The organism is Streptomyces hawaiiensis (assembly GCF_004803895.1).
Taxonomy (GTDB): Bacteria; Actinomycetota; Actinomycetes; order Streptomycetales; family Streptomycetaceae; genus Streptomyces; species Streptomyces hawaiiensis.
In genome coordinates this window covers 5,397,362-5,414,510 of the sequence record NZ_CP021978.1, presented here as the reverse complement: position 1 = coordinate 5,414,510, position 17,149 = coordinate 5,397,362, and the positions used below count along the sequence as shown (strand labels likewise).

Sequence of the window (17,149 nt, the reverse complement as noted above, 5' to 3'; positions counted from 1 at the left end):
CTAGGGCGATACGGTCACGGACATGTCTGCCGACACCGATTCCGACCCGGACGTCATGGGCCTGGACCACACCACCGTCACGGGCTGGGGCCGCACCGCCCCCACCGCCGCCCGGCTGATCCGCCCACGGACGTACGAGGAGGCCGCGACGGCCGTCCGGGAGTGCGGGGCCCGCGGCGGGATCCCCCGGGGCCTGGGGCGGGCGTACGGGGACGCGGCGCAGAACGCGGGCGGGTCCGTGCTCGACATGACGGCCCTGGACCGTGTGCACGCGATCGACGCCGACGGCGGGACCGTGCTGTGCGACGCGGGCGTCTCCCTGCACCGGCTGATGGAGGTGCTGCTGCCGCTCGGCTGGTTCGTGCCGGTCACCCCCGGCACCCGGTACGTCACCGTCGGCGGGGCGATCGGCGCCGACATCCACGGCAAGAACCACCACGTCTCGGGCTCCTTCGCCCGGCATGTCCTCGCCCTCGAACTGCTCACCGCCGACGGCGAGATCCGCACGGTCGTCCCCGGCACGCCGCTCTTCGACGCCACCGCCGGCGGCATGGGCCTGACCGGCGTGATCCTCACCGCGACGATCCGGCTCCAGCCCGTCGAGACGTCGCTGATGTCGGTCGACACCGAGCGGGCGACGAACCTCGACGACCTGATGGCCCGGCTGGCGGCCACCGACCACCGCTACCGCTACTCGGTCGCCTGGATCGACCTGCTGGCCCGGGGCGCCACCACCGGCCGCGCGGTCCTCACCCGGGGCGACCACGCGCCGCTGGACGCGCTTCCCGCACGCCTGCGCCGCGACCCGCTCGCCTTCCGCACCCCCCGCCTCCCGGCGACCCCCGCGATCCTCCCCGAGGGCCTCCTCAGCCGGACGACCGTGGGCCTGTTCAACGAGCTCTGGTACCGCAAGGCCCCCCGCACCCGCACCGGCCAACTCCAGCGCATCTCCGCCTTCTTCCACCCCCTGGACGGCGTGCCGCACTGGAACCGCGTCTACGGCCGCGGCGGCTTCGTGCAGTACCAGTTCGTCGTCGGCTACGGCCGGGAGGACGCCCTGCGCCGCATCGTGCGCCGCATCTCCGAACGCCGCTGCCCGTCCTTCCTGGCCGTCCTCAAGCGCTTCGGGGAGTCCGACCCGGGCTGGCTGTCCTTCCCCGTGCCGGGCTGGACGCTGGCACTGGACATCCCGGCGGGCCTGCCCGGCCTCGGCGCCTTCCTCGACGAACTCGACGAGGAGGTCGCCGCCGCCGGCGGACGCGTCTACCTCGCCAAGGACGCCCGGCTGCGCCCGGAGCTGCTCGCGGCCATGTACCCGCGCCTCGACGACTTCCGCCAACTGCGCGCCCAGCTGGATCCGCGCGGGGTGTTCGTGTCCGACCTGGCCCGCCGCCTCAGTCTGTGAGCAACCTCTAGGAGCTGCTGTCATGAAGGACGCCTTCGGCCTCCCCCAGTCCCTGCTCGTCCTCGGCGGTACGTCCGAGATCGCGCTGGCCACCGCCCGCCGGCTGATCGCCCGCCGCACCCGCACGGTCTGGCTCGCGGGCCGCCCCTCCCCCGCGCTGGAGGAGGCCGCCGGGCAGCTGCGCGGGCTCGGGGCCGACGTGCACACCATCGCGTTCGACGCGCTCGACCCGGCCTCCCACGAGGCCGTCCTCGGCAAGGTCTTCGCCGAGGGCGACATCGACATGGTGCTGCTCGCTTTCGGGCTGCTCGGCGACCAGGCCCGCGACGAGCGGGAGCCGGAGGCGGCGGTGCGGGTCGCGCAGACCAACTACACGGGCGGGGTCTCGGCGGGCCTGGTGTGCGCCCGCTCGCTCCAGTCCCAGGGGCACGGCTCCCTGGTGGTGTTGTCCTCGGTCGCGGGCGAGCGGGCCCGCCGCGCGAACTTCATCTACGGATCCAGCAAGGCCGGCCTCGATGCCTTCGCGCAGGGCCTGGGCGACGCGCTGCACGGCACGGGCGTGCACGTCATGGTCGTACGCCCCGGCTTCGTGCGGACGCGGATGACCGCCGGTCTGCCCGAGGCGCCGCTGGCGACCACACCCGAGGCGGTCGCGACGGCCGTGGAGCTGGGGCTGCGGCGCCGCGCGGAGACGGTGTGGGTGCCGGGGGCGCTGCGCGTGGTGATGGCGGCGCTGCGGCACCTGCCGCGCGGGGTGTTCCGGCGGCTGCCGGTCTGACCCGCGGGCGGGTCAGCGGGTGGGGACCGAGCCGCGCTCCACCCGCCCGGCCTGCGGGGGGACCACCGAGCCGCCGAAGGGGAACTCGCGGAGCTTGCGCCAGACGCCGTCGGCGCCCTGCTCGTAGAGGGCGAAGCCGGTGCAGGGCCACTCGGCCTCGTAGCCGGCGAGTTCCTCGAAGGCGCGGTCCATGGCCGCCTCGTCGATGCCGTGCGCCACGGTGACGTGCGGGTGGTACGGGAACTGCAGTTCGCGCGCGGCCGGCCCGGCGGGGTCGCGGACCTGCTGCTGGAGCCGCGTGCAGGCCTCCGCGCCGGAGACGACCCGGACGTACACCACCGGCGACAGGGGCCGGAAGGTGCCGGTGCCGGACAGCCGCATGGGGAACGCGCGGCCCGCCGCGGCGACCTCGGCCAGATGCGCCTCGACGGCCGGCAGGGAGGCCTCGTCGACCTCCGTCGGCGGCAGCAGGGTGACGTGCGTGGGGATGCCGTGAGCAGCGGCGTCGCCGAAGCCCGCGCGCAGCTGCTGGAGCTCGCTGCCGTAAGGCTCCGGGACCGCGATCGAGACACCGATCGTTACGGTCCCCACGTCGTCTCCTGTCGTGTCAGTGTGGCCGCTGATACGACCACCCGGTTATCGACTGTACGGCCACGGCCGGGTTACGGGCAGGCGCAACCGAAGTGATGTACAGCGCTGTTCGGTGGTACGGCTGTGCGCGGGGGTGGGTTCAGTGCTTGGCGGGCAGGAAGCCGACCCTGTCGTACGCCTGGGCGAGGGTCTCGGCGGCGACCGCGCGGGCCTTCTCGGCGCCCTTGGCGAGGATCGAGTCGAGCGTCTCGGGGTCGTCCAGGTACTGCTGGGTGCGCTCCCGGAACGGCGTCACGAAGTCGACCATGACCTCGGCCAGGTCCGTCTTGAGCGCGCCGTAGCCCTTGCCCTCGTACTTCTCCTCCAGCTCGGCGATGCCCGCCCCGGTGAGGGTCGAGTAGATGCCGAGGAGGTTGCTGACGCCCGGCTTCTCGGCGACGTCGTAGCGGATCACGGTGTCCGTGTCGGTGACGGCGCTCTTGACCTTCTTGGCCGTGGCCTTGGGCTCGTCGAGGAGGTTGATGAGGCCCTTCGGCGTGGACGCCGACTTGCTCATCTTGATCGACGGGTCCTGAAGGTCGTAGATCTTCGCCGTCTCCTTGAGGATGTACGGCTTCGGCACGGTGAAGGTCGGGCCGAAACGGCCGTTGAAGCGCTCGGCGAGGTCGCGGGTGAGCTCGATGTGCTGGCGCTGGTCCTCGCCGACCGGGACCTCGTGGGCCTGGTAGAGCAGGATGTCCGCGACCTGGAGGACCGGGTACGTGAACAGGCCGACCGAGGCGCGCTCGGCGCCCTGCTTGGCGGACTTGTCCTTGAACTGGGTCATCCGGCCGGCCTCGCCGAAGCCGGTGAGGCAGTTCATGATCCAGGCGAGCTGGGCGTGCTCGGGGACGTGGCTCTGCACGAAGAGCGTGCAGCGGTCCGGGTCGAGACCCGCCGCGAGGAGCTGGGCCGCGGCCAGGCGCGTGTTCGCGCGCAGGTCCTTCGGGTCCTGCGGGATGGTGATCGCGTGCAGGTCGACGACCATGTAGAACGCGTCGTGGGTCTCCTGGAGGGCCACCCACTGGCGGACGGCGCCGAGGTAGTTGCCGAGGTGGAACGAGCCGGCGGTGGGCTGGATCCCGGAGAGCACGCGAGGTCGGTCAGAGGCCATGCTCACCATTCTCTCAGGTCCCGGAGGCCGATCCGGAACCGGCCGGAAACAGCCGGGATCCCGTTCGGCCCCGGCGGTGTAACAAGGGTGTGAGGACGCGGGAGGAGCCGTTCACGACGGTGCTCGGACGCGTGTGGACCTGGAGGGGGACCGATGCGGGCACGGGTCGGAGCGACCAGAGAACGGGTCCGGGGCGGGACGGGCAGAGGACGGGCCCGGGGCGGTACGGGTATGGCGCGGGCCCGGGGCGGGGTGCGGCGGATGCTGGTCGTGACGGTGGCGGTGGCCCTGGCCGGGTGCGCGACGGCGACGACCGCCGGGGCCTTCCGGCGCGAGGGCGGGACGCCCCCGATGTGGCGATGGTCGTCGCGGGCGGCACCGGGCGGACCGCGGTGGTGGCGGGCACCGGAGCACTCCCCGCGCAGGAGCCGGACCTCCCCGACGGGGAAACCGCCGTCGCGGACCACACCGGACGGACCACGGCCGTGGCGGGTGTCGGAGGTCTGCCCGGGCGGGGGCGGGACGTTCCCGATGTGGCGATGGTTGTCGCGGGTGGTACCGGGCGGACCGTGGCGGTGCGGTCGGGGGAGCCCGCCTTTGCCCGGCTGTGGCAGTTGTTGCAGCCCACGCACGCGGGGACGGAGCGGGTGCCGGAGGGCTGGGCGGAGGGGGACTTCCCGCCGGCGCGGCTCACGGTGGTCTGGGAGACTGTCCGGTGTCGGCGGCTGGCCGAGCACGAACCGGCCGCCGGGCGGGGACGTGGCCGTCGAGCGGCAGGACCAGCTGGTGGTGACCGAAGACGGCGCGCCCTGGGTGCGCTCGGATCCGGCGCCCGCCGTGGAGGACGACGACATCCGCTGGCACCGGGCGCCAAAGTCGGTCTTCGAGCGGCTGGACCTGGCCCGGCTGGTCGGTGACGCGGAGGGCGGGCCCGTGGAAAGCACGGCCGCCGCGGATCTGTCCGGTCCGGCGCGGGGCGATGTGCGGTGGGCGGGCTGGTGGCCGGGCTCGCGGCCGGTGTCGGCGGCGTGCTGCTGATACGCCGCGCGGCGGCCCGGCGGGAAGCCGGACCGCCGCGGGAGGAGCCGTGTCAGGTCCTGGTCGACCTGGACGGGTGACGAGCCGTGGGCGTCAGCCCAGGTCGATCTCCGGGTACAGCGGGAAACCGGCCACGAGGTCGGTGGCGCGGCGGGAGATCTCGTCGGCGACCTTGGCGTCGAGCACGTGGGCCGCCTTGGAGGGAGCGCCCGACTTGGTCGTGCCCGGCTCCGTGGTGGTGAGGACGCGGTCGATGAGGCCGGCGACCTCGTCCATCTCGGCGGTGCCCAGGCCACGCGTGGTCAGGGCGGGGGTGCCGATGCGGATGCCGGAGGTGTACCAGGCGCCGTTCGGGTCGGCGGGGATGGCGTTGCGGTTGGTGACGATGCCCGAGTCGAGCAGGGCGGCCTCGGCCTGGCGGCCGGTGAGGCCGTAGGAGGAGGCGACGTCGATCAGGTTCAGGTGGTTGTCCGTGCCACCGGTCACGAGGGTCGTGCCGCGGCGCATCAGGCCCTCGGCGAGGGCCCGGGAGTTGTCCACGATGCGCTGGGCGTAGTCGCGGAAGGACTCCTGGCGGGCCTCGGCCAGGGCCACGGCCTTGGCGGCCATGACGTGCGGGAGCGGGCCGCCGAGGACCATGGGGCAGCCGCGGTCGACCTGGTCCTTCAGGGAGTCGTCGCACAGGACCATGCCGCCGCGGGGGCCGCGCAGCGACTTGTGGGTGGTCGTCGTCACGATCTGGGCGTGCGGGACCGGGTCGAAGTCGCCGGTCAGGACCTTGCCCGCGACCAGGCCGGCGAAGTGCGCCATGTCGACCATGAGGGTCGCGCCGACCTCGTCGGCGATCTCGCGCATGATCCGGAAGTTCACCAGGCGGGGGTACGCCGAGTAGCCCGCCACGATGATCAGCGGCTTGAACTCACGGGCGCTCGCGCGCAGGGCCTCGTAGTCGATCAGGCCGGTGGCCGGGTCGGTGCCGTAGGAGCGCTGGTCGAACATCTTGCCGGAGATGTTCGGGCGGAAGCCGTGGGTGAGGTGGCCGCCGGCGTCCAGGGACATGCCGAGCATGCGCTGGTTGCCGAAGGCCTGGCGCAGCTCCGCCCAGTCGGCGTCGGTCAGCTCGTTGATCTGGCGGACGCCGGTCTTCTCCAGGAAGGGCACCTCGACGCGGGCGCCGAGGACGGCCCAGAAGGCGACGAGGTTGGCGTCGATGCCGGAGTGCGGCTGGACGTAGGCGTGGCGGGCGCCGAAGAGTTCCTTGGCGTGCTCGGCGGCGAGGGACTCGACGGTGTCGACGTTGCGGCAGCCAGCGTAGAAGCGGCGGCCGATGGTGCCCTCGGCGTACTTGTCGCTGAACCAGTTGCCCATCGCCAGGAGCGTGGCCGGGGAGGCGTAGTTCTCGGAGGCGATCAGCTTGAGCATCTCGCGCTGGTCGGCGACCTCCTGGCCGATGGCGTCCGCCACGCGGGGTTCCACGGCACGGATCACGTCGAGGGCGGCGCGGTAGGCGGTGGAAGCGGTGGAGAGGGGCTCGGCTGACATGTGTGGACCTCCGGACGTTGCGTTCAGCGTTCACGGTACGGCCCAGGCGCACGGCACTCATCTCTCGGGCCGCTCCCCGATGGTTCGTCCATCCCAGCGCGCCAGTCACGGCCCTCGGTCAGCCTACCGGGTGGGGTGGGCGGGGGGCGTCCGCCGGGTTGCTCTTCGGTGCCGGGTGCGGGTCGCATGTGGTTGATCGCGCCCACGCGGCGAAGCCGCACATGTCACAGCCCCGCGCCCCTTACAGGCGTGGGCCCTCAGCCCCTCTTAGAGGATCACGTGGGGCAGGAACCTCGCGTACTCGTCGGTGATCAGGCCTGAGGACTCCCTGATGCCCAGACCCGCCGACTCGTTCTCCACCACCCACGCGCCCAGGACCACTCGGTTGCCGTCGAAGTCGGGGAGCGGGGCCAGTTGCTGGTAGCAGCAGGGCTCGTCGCGCAGGGCGGGGGCGGATCCGGGCTCGTGGACCGTGACGCCCGCACCCTCTCGGCCGAGGAGGGGCTTGGCGACCCAGCCCGGCAGGTCTCGCGGGCCGTCCAGGTACGCCGGGAGGAGGTTGGGGTGGCCGGGGTAGAGCTCCCAGAGGACGGCGAGGAGGGCCTTGTTGCTGAGGAGCATCTTCCAGGCCGGCTCGATCCAGAGGGTGGAGCCCGTGCCGCCGCCGTTGTCGAGGGTGTCGAGGACGTGGTCGGCGAAGCGGTCGGTGGTGAGCCATTCCCAGGGGTAGAGCTTGAAGACGCTGCGGATGAAGCGGAGGCGCTGGTCGACGAAGCGGCCGGAGAGGCGGTCCCAGCCGATCTCCTCCATGGAGATCCAGTCGGTGGCGAGGCCGGCCTGCTCGGCGGTCTCCTTCAGGTAGGCGACCGTCATCATGTCCTCGCCGAGTTCGTCGGCGGAGGAGTACGCGAAGTAGAGAGGGCTGCCCGGCGGGAGCAGGGCGGCCTGCTTCTTCCAGGCGCCGATCAGGCGTTCGTGCAGGGAGTTCCACTGGTCCGCGCCGGGGAAGCGTTCCTCCATCCAGAACCACTGGGGTGACGCGGCCTCCACCAGTGAGGTGGGGGTGTCGGCGTTGTACTCCAGGAGCTTGGCCGGGCCGGTGCCGTCGTAGCGGAGGTCGAAGCGGCCGTAGACGGAGGGGAGTTCGGCGCGGCGGTGCCAGGCCTCGGCGACCGTGCGGGCGACGCGGGGGTCGGTGATGCCCAGGTCGGCGAAGCGGTCCTCCGTGACGATGTGCTCGGCGGCCGCCAGGCACATGCGGTGGAGGTCCTCGACCACCTCTTCGAGGGCCTCGATCTCCTCCAGGGAGAAGACGTAGTACGCACTCTCGTCCCAGTAGGGGCGCAGGGAGTCGTCGGGGTAGCGGGTGAGGGGGTAGATCAGGCCCTGTTCCTCGACGGTCCGCTGCCAGCCGGGGCGGGGCTCCATGGTCCGGCGTTCCATCTGCCGTGCCCGCCCGTCAGCCGCCGCCGCTGCCGGAGCAGCCGAAGCCGCCCCGGTCGACGGCCTCGCTGCGGCTGAAGGTGCCGTTGTCGGCGTAGCCGCCGCTGGTGTCGGCGTCGTAGTACCAGTCGGCGTCGGTGGCCGTGGCCTTGCCGGTCTTCTTGCGGCCCTTGCCGGAGGAGGACGTACCGGACGAGCAGTTCTTGTCGGCGACGATCTTGTAGCCGTTGATGTAGTCGTAGCTGTCCCGGTCCACGCAGCGGCGGTCGGGGTCGGAACCGCACGCGGACAGGGCCGCCGCGAGGACGCCCATGCCCCCCAGCACCACCGTGCTCGAGCGCAGCCTTCGCCGTGTTTCAGCCATGTGCGTGCTCCCCCAGTCTCCCCGTCGTGCACTGACAGACGGTCAGCCTAGAGATCGGTGTGAACGGGCGCGCATGGCCCCCCGTCGGCAGCCGCTCCCCTACTGTCGATTTGTGATTTTTGGAATGGTGTGTGCCCTTGGTGCGGCCGTCTGCTTCGGTACGGCGACGGTGTTGCAGGCGATCGCCGCGCGGTCGGCGGCGGCGACCGGCCCGGGCGGGGACCTGGCACTGCTGTGGCGGGCGCTGCGGCAGTGGCGGTATCTGGCCGGCCTCGCGCTGGACGGGCTCGGTTTCGTACTCCAGATCCTCGCCCTGCGGTCCGTGCCGATCTACGCCGTGGGGGCGGCGATGGCCGCGAGCCTCGCGGTGACGGCCGTGGTCGCGGCGCGGCTGCTCAAGGTGCGGCTGAGCCGCGTCGAGTGGGCGGCGGTGGCGGTGGTGTGTGCCGGGCTCGCGCTGCTGGGGCTGGCGTCGGGGGCGGAGGGCGACGAGGCCGGGCCGGCCGGGCTGAAGTGGGCGATGCTCGGGGCGGCGGGTGGGGTGCTGCTGCTCGGGGCGGCGGGCGGGCGGCTGCCGGAGCGGGGGCGGGCGCTGGCGCTCGGGCTGGGGTCGGGGCTCGGGTTCGGGGTGGTGGAGGTGTCGGTGCGGCTCATCGACGGGCTGTCGCCCGGTGAGCTGTTCCCCAATCCGGCGACGTACGCGCTGCTGCTCGGCGGCGGGGCCGCGTTCCTGCTGCTGACCTCGGCCCTGCAGCGCGGGTCGGTGACGACGGCGACGGCCGGGCTGGTGCTCGGAGAGACCGTCGCGCCCGCGCTGATCGGTGTGGTGTGGCTCGGGGACCGGACGCGGCCGGGGCTGGGGTGGCTGGCGATCCTCGGTTTCGCGGTGGCGGTGGCCGGGGCGCTGGCGTTGTCGCGGTTCGGGGAGGCGCCGGTGGAGGCGGAGGAGCGCGCTGTCGCACCGCGGTGAGCGGAAGGGCTTTCCCAGCTGTGGAAAGTCTTCGCCTTCCGGACAATCTTCCAGCTGCCTTGCGAAGAACCGGAAAATTGTTTGTTGAATCTTGAACGCGCGGTGAGCGCTTTCCGTACGGGACGGCGTGACCAGTAATCCAGTCACGGTCACCGTGGCCTATCGCGTGACGCCGGGCCGTGCGGCCGACTTCCACTCCTGGGGGTGGGCCTTACTGGGCGCGACCGCGCGGCAGCCGGGGTTTCTGGGGGGTGGCGTACTTGTCGACGGAGGGGCGGAGTGGCATGTCGTCTATCGCTTCGCCAGCGAGGGTTCGGCCCTGGCCTGGGAGAAATCGCCCTCCCGGGAACAGTGGGACGCCCGACTGGAGGGGGTCGCCCGGGAGGCGGAGCGCCGGAGGGTGCCGGGTGCCCGGGCCTGGTTCGACGCGCAGACCCTTACACCCGCGCCACCGGCTCCGCCGTCGAAATGGAAACTGTGGTTCGTGAATATGAGCGCGGTTTTCCCGCCGGTGCTCCTGTTCAATCTGACGGTGCTTCCCTATCTCGGTGACCTCAATGCACTGTTTCGCACGCTGTTGTTGTGTCTGTGTGTGACGGCCCTTGTCACCTGGATTCTCATGCCGCGGCTCCAGCGTTTCTTCCGGAAATGGCTGTACCCGTCGCTCCAGGCGCTGCGCGGGCGGCACAAACGCCGGGCCACATAGGCCCGCGAACGAACAGAGGGAGGTGGGCGGGTGAAGACCCTGCTCATCGACAATTACGACTCTTACACGTACAACCTGTTCCAGCTGATCGCCGAGGTCAACGGCGAGGAGCCGGTCGTGGTCCGGAACGACGCGCCCGTCGACGGTCTTCCTGATCTCCGGGCGTTCGACAATCTCGTGGTCTCCCCCGGCCCCGGGCATCCGGGCGAGACCCGTGACTTCGGCATCGGGGGCAGACTGCTCGCCACCTCGCCGGTTCCGGTGCTCGGTGTGTGTCTGGGGCATCAGGGCATCGCGCTCGGCGAGGCCGGGCTGGTGGGGCCCGCTCCGGAGCCGCGGCACGGGCATCTGTCCACGATCCGCCATGACGGACGGGACCTGTTCCACGGCCTGCCGCAGCACTTCACCGCCGTCCGCTACCACTCCCTGGCCGTGCGCGAGCCCCTGCCGGAGACGCTGGAGGCCACGGCCTGGGCGGAGGACGGTGTCCTGATGGGGCTCCGGCACCGCAGCCGGCCGCTGTGGGGAGTGCAGTTCCATCCGGAGTCGGTCCTCACGGAGTACGGGCACCGCATGCTCGTGAACTTCCGGAACCTCACCGCCGCGCGGGCGGGCAAGCTGCGCACGAAGAACACGGCGGTGCCGTCGCACGAGGGGGTCCGTCGGCGGCCGCTCGTCCCGGAGTGCGATACGGGGGCCCGCCGGATACCGGGGGGCGTTCTCGACCTTGCCGGCCTGCGTCGTCCCGTGGCCGCGGCCGCCTTCCAGGTCGCCGCACTCGCGCAGGCCACTGCGAGCACGCCTGGCGGGGCCGGGGCGGCCGTGTGCGGCGGGGCCGGGGCGGTGTTGTCCGGCGGGGCCGGGGCGGTCGTGCCCGGCGGGGCCGGGACGCTCGTACACGGCGAGCCCGGGACGCTCGCGCCCAGCAGGTCCGGGACACTCGCGACCGGCAAGCCCGGGGCAGTCATACCCGACGGGCCCGAGACGGTCGTACCCGGCCGAGGCGAGGCGCTTGCGCCCAGCGGGCCCGCGGCAGTCGTACCCGACGAGCCCGAGACGGTCATACCTGGCGAGGCCGAGACGCTCGCGCCCAGCGAGGCCGAGACGCTCGTGCCCAGCGGGCCCGGGACGCTCATGCCCAGCGGGCGCGGGACGCTCGCGTCCGGCGAGCCCGCGGCAGTCGTACCCGACGAGCCCGGGACGCTCGCGGCCGGTGGGGCCGTCGCGTCGGGTGAGGTCGTCTCGGCTGCTGCGGTGGCCGGTGGCGTCGGCCCCGTGGGTTCGGCCGATGCGCCGGGCCGGGGCGCCCCGGACGCGGAGCAGGAGACGCATGCCGAGGCCGGCCCGTCCGCCGCCATCCCCCGGCCCCGCCGGCCCGGGCGGGTCGGGTATCGGCTGCATACCCGGCGGGTCACCGGGGCCGTTGACGCCGAGGCGGTCTTCGGCCGGATGTTCTCGGGGTCGCCGCGGAGCTTCTGGCTGGACAGTTCGCTGGTCGAGCCGGGACGGTCGCGGTTCTCGTTCCTCGGGGACGACCAGGGGCCGCTGGCCGAGTTCGTGCGGTACGACGTCGGTGCCGGGCGGTGTGAGATCGAGCGGGCGGGGCGGCCCATGCGGCGGGTGAGGGCGAGTGTCTTCGACTACCTGAAGCGGCAGTTGAGCAACCGCCGGGTGGACGCGACCGGGCTGCCGTTCGACTTCACCGGCGGCTACGTCGGTTACTTCGGCTACGAGATGAAGGCGGACTGCGGGTCGTCCAACCGGCACCGCTCCCCCGCCCCGGACGCCGCCTGGCTGTTCGCCGACCGGGTGATCGCGGTGGACCACGAGGCGGGGTACACCTACGCCGTGTGCCTGGCGGAGGACACCCCGCAGGCCGCGCGGGAGGCCGCCGACTGGCTGGAGGGCGTACTGGCCGGACTCTCCTGCGTGGCGGCGGAGCGCCCGCCGCTGCCCGGAGAACCGGCCCCGGCCGACCCCGGCGCCGCCGAGCCGTGGCTGGTGCGCGACCGGGCGACGTATATCGCCGACATCGAGGCGTGCCGGCGGGCGCTGCGGTCCGGCACCAGCTACGAGGTCTGCCTGACGAACGCCGCCCGGTTACCCGCCCCTCCCGACGCGCTGGAGTTCTACCGGACGCTGCGCCGCGACAACCCGGCCCCCTATGCGGCGTTCCTGAGGTTCGGGGAGTTGGAGGTGGCCGGTTCCTCGCCCGAGCGGTTCCTGCGGATCGGCCGGGACGGCACCGCCGAGGCCCGGCCCGTCAAGGGCACCGCGCCCCGGGGCGACGGGCCGGAGGAGGACGCCCGGCTGCGGGACGCGCTCGCCTCGGACGCCAAGACGCGGGCCGAGAACCTGATGATCGTGGACCTGCTGCGCAACGACCTGGGGCAGGTCTGCCGGACCGGGACCGTGCGGGTCTCCAAGCTGATGGCCACGGAGACGTACGCCACCGTGCACCAGCTGGTGTCGACCGTGGAGGGCAGGCTGCGGGCGGGCACGGACGCGGTGGACTGCGTACGTGCCTGCTTCCCGGGCGGGTCGATGACCGGCGCGCCGAAGCTGCGCACGCTGGAGATCATCGACTCGCTGGAGACCGAGGCCCGCGGCGTCTACTCCGGCGCCCTCGGCTACTTCGGGTGCGGTGGCGGTGCGGACCTCAGCATCGTGATCCGCACCGCCGTCTTCGCCGACGGACTGATGCATCTGGGGGCGGGCGGTGCGATCGTGCTCGGCTCCGATCCGGACGCCGAGTACGAGGAGATGCTGTTGAAGACGGCGGCCCCGATGCGCGCCCTCCACCGGCACACGGCCGACCGGATGCGGCAGCAGGGCCCGCCGGGGCAGAAGGCCGGGGCGGCCGGGGAGGCCCGGCGATGACCAGTCCGCAGGTCACACCGAGCCCGGCCGAGGCCGAGGCGCCCGGGAATCTCGCGGCCCACCTGGCGGAGCTCGCCGAGCGGCGCGGGTGGACCGGCCGGACCGCGTTCCACCAGGGACACCGGGCCTGGACCCACGGTGAGGTGCACGGCCTCGCCGCCCGCGCGGCCACGGTGCTGGCCGGGTACGGGGTGCGCCCGGGAGACCGGGTGCTGCTCGCGCTGCCGGACTCCCTCGCCTGGGTGACGGCGTTCCTCGGCACCGCCCGCCTCGGTGCCGTCGCGGTCCTGGTCAACCCCGAACTCCCCGCCGCCGACCACGCCTTCCTGGCCGAGGACACCGACGCCGTGCTGTGTGTGACGGGGCCGGGCTTGGAGGAACCCTTCGCCGGCCGGACAGCGCTCGGCGCCGACCAGCTGATGGCCCTCGCCCCCGCCGCCGAGCCCGCCCCCGCCCACCAGGTCGACGCGCACAGCCCGCTCTACGTGCAGTACACCTCCGGCACCACGGGCCGTCCCAAGGGCGTCGTGCACACGCACGGCGATCCACGGACGTACCACGACCTGGTCGGGCGGCGGGTGCTGCGGATCACCGCGGAGGACGTCACCCTGTCGGTGTCGAAGCTCTTCTTCGCCTACGGGTTCGGCAACGCGTTGGTCTTCCCGCTGTTCTCCGGCTCGTCCGCCGTGCTGGTGGACCGGCGGCCCTCTCCGGCCACCATCGACGAGCTCGTCGCCCGGCACCGGGTGACGCTGCTGTACTCCGTGCCGTCCGCGTACGCCGCGCTGGTGGTCGAGCGGGGCAACGGGCACGAGGGCTGCTTCGCCTCGGTGCGGGCCGCGGTGTCCGCCGGTGAGGGGCTGCCGGAGGGGCTGGCCCAGCAGGTCACCGCCCTGCTGGGCGCGCCGGTGCTGGAGCAGATCGGCTCCACCGAGGCCGGTCACGCGTTCTGCGCCAACGGCTTCTCCCACCACCACCCGGGCACCGTGGGCCGGCCCGTGCCCGGCTTCGAGGTGGAGCTGCGCGACCGTGACGGGCATCCGGTGCCGGACGGCGACGAGGGCGAGATGTGGGTGCGCGGACCGACGGTGACACCCGGCTATCTGAACCGGCCGGAGGAGACCGCCCGGACGCTGGTCGGCGGCTGGCTGGCCACGCGGGACCGGGCCCGCCGCGAACCGGACGGCACCTACCGGCATCTGGGCCGCGCCGACGACATGGAGATGGTCGGCGGCATCACCGTCTCCCCGCTGGAGGTGGAGGCCGTCCTGCGCGGCCATCCGGCGGTGCGGGAGGTGGCGGTGGTGGCCGTTCCCGACGGGCGCGGGGCGAGCCGGCTGCGGGCCTTCGTGGTCCCCGCCCCGCCCGTTCGGGACGGACTGGCCGACGAGTTGACCGGCCTGGCGCGCGAGAACCTCGCCGCGTTCAAGGTCCCCCGCAGCGTCAGCTTCGTCCCGTCGCTGCCGCGCACCGCGACCGGGAAGCTCCGCCGCCATCTGGTGCGCAAGGGCGCCTGGTGAACACCACAGAGAGGAACGAGCCCATGCGACAGCCCCTGCTCGCGGACCGCGGCTTCTATCTGGGACCGGTCTTCCGGCGTGCGGCCGACCGGCACGGGGCCGTCTTCGTCACCCTCGACCGGCCGCTCGACGTCGCCCCCTCCCTGGGCGTCGACCTGAGCTACAGCGTGCTGGCCGATGTGGTCGAGGAGTTGTCCGGCCGGCTGTGGGAGGCCGGGGTGCGGCCCTCGGAGCAGGTCGTCGTGCACAAGGCCGACAACGTCGACATCATGCTGCTGACCTGCGCTGCCTCCCGTATCGGGGCCGTGCCCGTGCTGCTGTCGCCCGCGCTGGCCCCCGACGTGGCGGGGCAGCTTCTCGAGCGGCTGCGGCGGCCCTGGCTGATCACCGACGCCGCGACGCTGGACGGGCTGAAGGACATCGCCCTGTCCGGGCTCGTGCGGCGGACGCTGTCCGTGGACGAGGCACCCGGGGCCGAGCCGCTGGCGGCGTACCCCGGCGCCGAACCGCCTCTGCCCGTCCGGCTCCATCCCGGCGAACCCGCCCTGATCACCCACAGCTCGGGCACCACCGGCGTCCCCAAACTGGCCGTGCACTGCGCGCGGACCATGTGGAACCGGCTCGTGCCGCAGCAGGCGATGGGCTGGCCCACCCGGGGTGAGACCGCCGCACTGCACATGTCCTTCGTGCACTCGCGCTTCTACCATCTGCTCGGTGTCCTGCTGCACTTCGGCAGCCCGCTCGTGCTGATCACCGACCCGGATCCGGCCGCGGTCGGCCCGCTGCTGGCCCGGCACCGGCCCGGCATCGTCGAGACACACCCCAACACGTTCGTGCTGTGGGAGGAACTGGCCGGCGCGCCCGGCGCCCCGCTGTCCCGGGTCCGGTCCTACGGCTCGACGTTCGACGCGATCCATCCGCGTACCGTGCGGCGGCTGCTGGACGCGTCGCGGCGCCGTACGCCCTGGCTGATCCAGCTGTACGGGCAGAGCGAGACGGGCCCGGTGGCGTTCCAGGTGGTGACCCGGCGCGGTGCCGCCCGGGCGGACGGCCGCCGGGTCGGGTTCGGGATACCCGGCTTCACCCGGGTCCGGGTCTCCGACGCCGAGGGCGGGCGGGTGCCGCCCGGCACTCCGGGCCGCATCGAGGCGCGCACCCGGGGACGGATCCTCACCTACCTCGGCATGCCGGAGCGCTACGACCGTCAGCTCACCGACGGCTGGTGGGAGATGGGCGACCTGGGCTACCGCAGCCGCCTGGGCGCGCTGTACCTGATCGACCGGGAGGTGGACCAGATCGACGCCGTGCACAGCAACCTGGAGGTCGAGGACGCGCTGATGTCCCGGCTGGAGGAGCTGCGCGAGGTCGTGATCGTGCCGGGGGCGGACCGTGAGCCGGTGCCGGTGGTGTGCGTGCGCGGCGAGCGGCCCCTGGACCCGGAGCGCTGGCGGCGGGCCACGGACGGGCTGCCGGCGATGGCCGAGCCGCGGCAGTGGCGGTTCGAGGACCTGCCGATGACGGCGACCTGGAAGGTGAAGCGGGTGGAGATCGCCCGGATGCTCGGCGAAGGCGTCAGGGCATGACCCCGGTCCTGGTGGTGGGCGCCGGGCCGGTGGGCCTGTCGGCGGCCCTCGCGCTACGGGCGCACGGCCTGCCGGTCACGCTGCTGGAGGCCGATCCGCAAGGCCGTGAACGGCCCGGGAGCCGGGCCCTGTTCGTGCACCGGGAGACCCTCGCCCTGCTGGACGGGATGCTGCCCGGCCTCGCCGCCGAGATCACCTCGTACGGACGGACCTGGCACACCAGACGCACCCTGTACCGGGGACGCGAGGTCTACGCCCGGACCTTCCCGCCCCCGTCCGGCCCGCCGCCGTTCACCAGCCTGCGCCAGACGGACACCGAACGTTTTCTGCGGGCGGCCTGTGAGCGGGCCGGGGTCGGCTTCGTGTGGGGCGCCCGCGTGACGGGCGTGCACAGCACGGGAAGCGGGGTCCGGCTGACGGGTGCGGACGGGCGGGAGTGGAGCGCTTCCCACGTCGTCGCCGCCGACGGGGCCCGCTCGGCGGTCCGGCGCGAGCTGGGCATCGAGCTGGAGGGCACCCGCGGCGAGGGCTTCCACGTCGTCGTGGACGTCGCCGATGTGCCGGGCGCCGAGCTGCCGTGGGAGCGGGTCTTCCACTACGAGCATCCCGGGGCCGGCGGCCGCGGTGTCATGCGGGTGCCGTTCACCGGGGGCTTCCAGGTCGACCTCCAGTGCCGCGACGACGACCGGCCGGAGGAGTTCGGCACCGAGGAGGCCGTACGGCGCTGGCTGCCCGCGATCGTCGGGGACGGCTACGGCGAGAGGATCCTGTGGGTGTCGGTGTACCGCTTCCTGCGCAAGGTGGCGGCCTCGTTCACCGATCCGCACCGGCGGGTGCTGCTGGCCGGTGAGGCGGCGCATCTCTTCCCGCCGTTCGGGGCGCGCGGGATGAACAGCGGGATCGCGGACGCGGCGGCCGCCGCCGAGGCGATCGCCGCCGGGACCGGCGAGGCGGTCGCGCGCTTCGCCGAGGTGCGGCGCGCGGCGGGTCTGTTCAACATGGCCGCCGCCGGTACGGCCCTGGACCATCTGCGGCCGCGCCGCCGGATCGTCCGGGTCAGGCAGCGGGCCGCGGCGGCCCTGGCGCCGGTGCTGCCGTGGTGTGGATCCTGGCTGGAGCACGCGCCGTACGGGCCCCGGCACGGGGCGCCCGCCGTCGCGGGCCGCACGTACTGAG

General features: G+C 73.3%; 14 protein-coding genes and 1 riboswitch. Of the genes, 9 read left to right on the top strand and 5 right to left on the bottom strand.

Annotated elements, in window-relative coordinates:
• Positions 1-22: 22 nt before the first annotated feature.
• Positions 23-1,405: a decaprenylphosphoryl-beta-D-ribose oxidase gene (gene dprE1, locus CEB94_RS25090; RefSeq protein WP_175434341.1), complete on the top strand. Its 1,383-nt coding sequence runs from the start codon at positions 23-25 to the stop codon at positions 1,403-1,405.
• A gap of 22 nt (positions 1,406-1,427) precedes the next feature.
• Positions 1,428-2,183 carry a decaprenylphospho-beta-D-erythro-pentofuranosid-2-ulose 2-reductase gene (gene dprE2, locus CEB94_RS25085; RefSeq protein WP_175434340.1) on the top strand — a complete coding sequence of 252 codons (756 nt, stop codon included), beginning with the start codon at positions 1,428-1,430 and terminating at the stop codon, positions 2,181-2,183.
• Between the two features lie 12 nt (positions 2,184-2,195).
• On the opposite strand, the gene CEB94_RS25080 is transcribed toward dprE2, so the two are convergent.
• Entirely contained in the window at positions 2,196-2,774 is a 579-nt protein-coding gene (locus tag CEB94_RS25080; protein WP_175434339.1) for a 2'-5' RNA ligase family protein, read from the bottom strand.
• Between the two features lie 139 nt (positions 2,775-2,913).
• Positions 2,914-3,927, bottom strand: coding sequence for a tryptophan--tRNA ligase (gene trpS / locus CEB94_RS25075; RefSeq protein ID WP_175434338.1), 1,014 nt, complete (start codon positions 3,925-3,927; stop codon positions 2,914-2,916).
• Positions 3,928-4,686: 759 nt separating this feature from the next.
• Here trpS and CEB94_RS41930 point away from each other — a divergent pair.
• Positions 4,687-4,965 (top strand): hypothetical protein, encoded by a 279-nt coding sequence (locus CEB94_RS41930; protein WP_342789874.1) that lies wholly within the window; start codon positions 4,687-4,689, stop codon positions 4,963-4,965.
• Between the two features lie 93 nt (positions 4,966-5,058).
• On the opposite strand, the gene CEB94_RS25065 is transcribed toward CEB94_RS41930, so the two are convergent.
• The 3 genes from CEB94_RS25065 to CEB94_RS25055 form a co-directional block, all read right to left on the bottom strand.
• The gene (locus CEB94_RS25065) at positions 5,059-6,507 is read right to left on the bottom strand and encodes a glycine hydroxymethyltransferase (RefSeq protein WP_175434337.1); all 1,449 of its coding nucleotides are present in this window, start codon (positions 6,505-6,507) and stop codon (positions 5,059-5,061) included.
• A 33-nt stretch (positions 6,508-6,540) separates the two neighbouring features.
• Positions 6,541-6,626, bottom strand: a riboswitch (ZMP/ZTP riboswitch).
• A 148-nt stretch (positions 6,627-6,774) separates the two neighbouring features.
• Entirely contained in the window at positions 6,775-7,950 is a 1,176-nt protein-coding gene (locus CEB94_RS25060; RefSeq protein ID WP_175434336.1) for a glutathionylspermidine synthase family protein, read from the bottom strand.
• A gap of 16 nt (positions 7,951-7,966) precedes the next feature.
• A complete protein-coding gene (locus tag CEB94_RS25055; protein WP_175434335.1) occupies positions 7,967-8,314 on the bottom strand; it encodes a hypothetical protein in 348 nt (115 codons plus the stop codon).
• Between the two features lie 124 nt (positions 8,315-8,438).
• Between CEB94_RS25055 and CEB94_RS25050 the strand changes: the two genes are divergently transcribed.
• The 6 genes from CEB94_RS25050 to CEB94_RS25020 all read left to right on the top strand — a co-directional run bounded on the left by CEB94_RS25050 (position 8,439) and on the right by CEB94_RS25020 (position 17,148).
• A complete protein-coding gene (locus CEB94_RS25050; RefSeq protein ID WP_175434334.1) occupies positions 8,439-9,284 on the top strand; it encodes a DMT family protein in 846 nt (281 codons plus the stop codon).
• 127 nt (positions 9,285-9,411) lie between these two features.
• Positions 9,412-9,990 carry an antibiotic biosynthesis monooxygenase gene (locus CEB94_RS25045; protein ID WP_175434333.1) on the top strand — a complete coding sequence of 193 codons (579 nt, stop codon included), beginning with the start codon at positions 9,412-9,414 and terminating at the stop codon, positions 9,988-9,990.
• A 30-nt stretch (positions 9,991-10,020) separates the two neighbouring features.
• Positions 10,021-12,870 (top strand): aminodeoxychorismate synthase component I, encoded by a 2,850-nt coding sequence (gene pabB, locus CEB94_RS41060; protein WP_246111909.1) that lies wholly within the window; start codon positions 10,021-10,023, stop codon positions 12,868-12,870.
• Entirely contained in the window at positions 12,867-14,390 is a 1,524-nt protein-coding gene (locus CEB94_RS25030) for an AMP-binding protein (RefSeq protein WP_175434332.1), read from the top strand. Before pabB ends, CEB94_RS25030 begins: the two co-directional genes overlap by 4 nt.
• Before the next feature lie 23 nt (positions 14,391-14,413).
• A complete protein-coding gene (locus CEB94_RS25025) occupies positions 14,414-15,973 on the top strand; it encodes a class I adenylate-forming enzyme family protein (RefSeq protein ID WP_175434331.1) in 1,560 nt (519 codons plus the stop codon).
• Complete coding sequence (locus CEB94_RS25020; RefSeq protein WP_175434330.1) at positions 15,970-17,148, top strand: FAD-dependent oxidoreductase; 1,179 nt, start codon at positions 15,970-15,972, stop codon at positions 17,146-17,148. Before CEB94_RS25025 ends, CEB94_RS25020 begins: the two co-directional genes overlap by 4 nt.
• The last annotated feature ends 1 nt before the right edge of the window (position 17,149 follow it).

Bases quoted from the DNA above. Each gene is read 5' to 3' on its own strand.
- CEB94_RS25050 (WP_175434334.1), top strand. From the start codon at position 8,439: ATGGTGTGTGCCCTTGGTGCGGCCGTCTGCTTCGGTACGGCGACGGTG.
- dprE1 (WP_175434341.1), top strand. From the start codon at position 23: ATGTCTGCCGACACCGATTCCGACCCGGACGTCATGGGCCTGGACCAC.
- CEB94_RS25030 (WP_175434332.1), top strand. From the start codon at position 12,867: ATGACCAGTCCGCAGGTCACACCGAGCCCGGCCGAGGCCGAGGCGCCC.
- CEB94_RS25065 (WP_175434337.1), bottom strand. From the start codon at position 6,507: ATGTCAGCCGAGCCCCTCTCCACCGCTTCCACCGCCTACCGCGCCGCC.
- CEB94_RS25020 (WP_175434330.1), top strand. From the start codon at position 15,970: ATGACCCCGGTCCTGGTGGTGGGCGCCGGGCCGGTGGGCCTGTCGGCG.
- CEB94_RS25055 (WP_175434335.1), bottom strand. From the start codon at position 8,314: ATGGCTGAAACACGGCGAAGGCTGCGCTCGAGCACGGTGGTGCTGGGG.
- trpS (WP_175434338.1), bottom strand. From the start codon at position 3,927: ATGGCCTCTGACCGACCTCGCGTGCTCTCCGGGATCCAGCCCACCGCC.
- CEB94_RS25060 (WP_175434336.1), bottom strand. From the start codon at position 7,950: ATGGAACGCCGGACCATGGAGCCCCGCCCCGGCTGGCAGCGGACCGTC.
- CEB94_RS25025 (WP_175434331.1), top strand. From the start codon at position 14,414: ATGCGACAGCCCCTGCTCGCGGACCGCGGCTTCTATCTGGGACCGGTC.
- dprE2 (WP_175434340.1), top strand. From the start codon at position 1,428: ATGAAGGACGCCTTCGGCCTCCCCCAGTCCCTGCTCGTCCTCGGCGGT.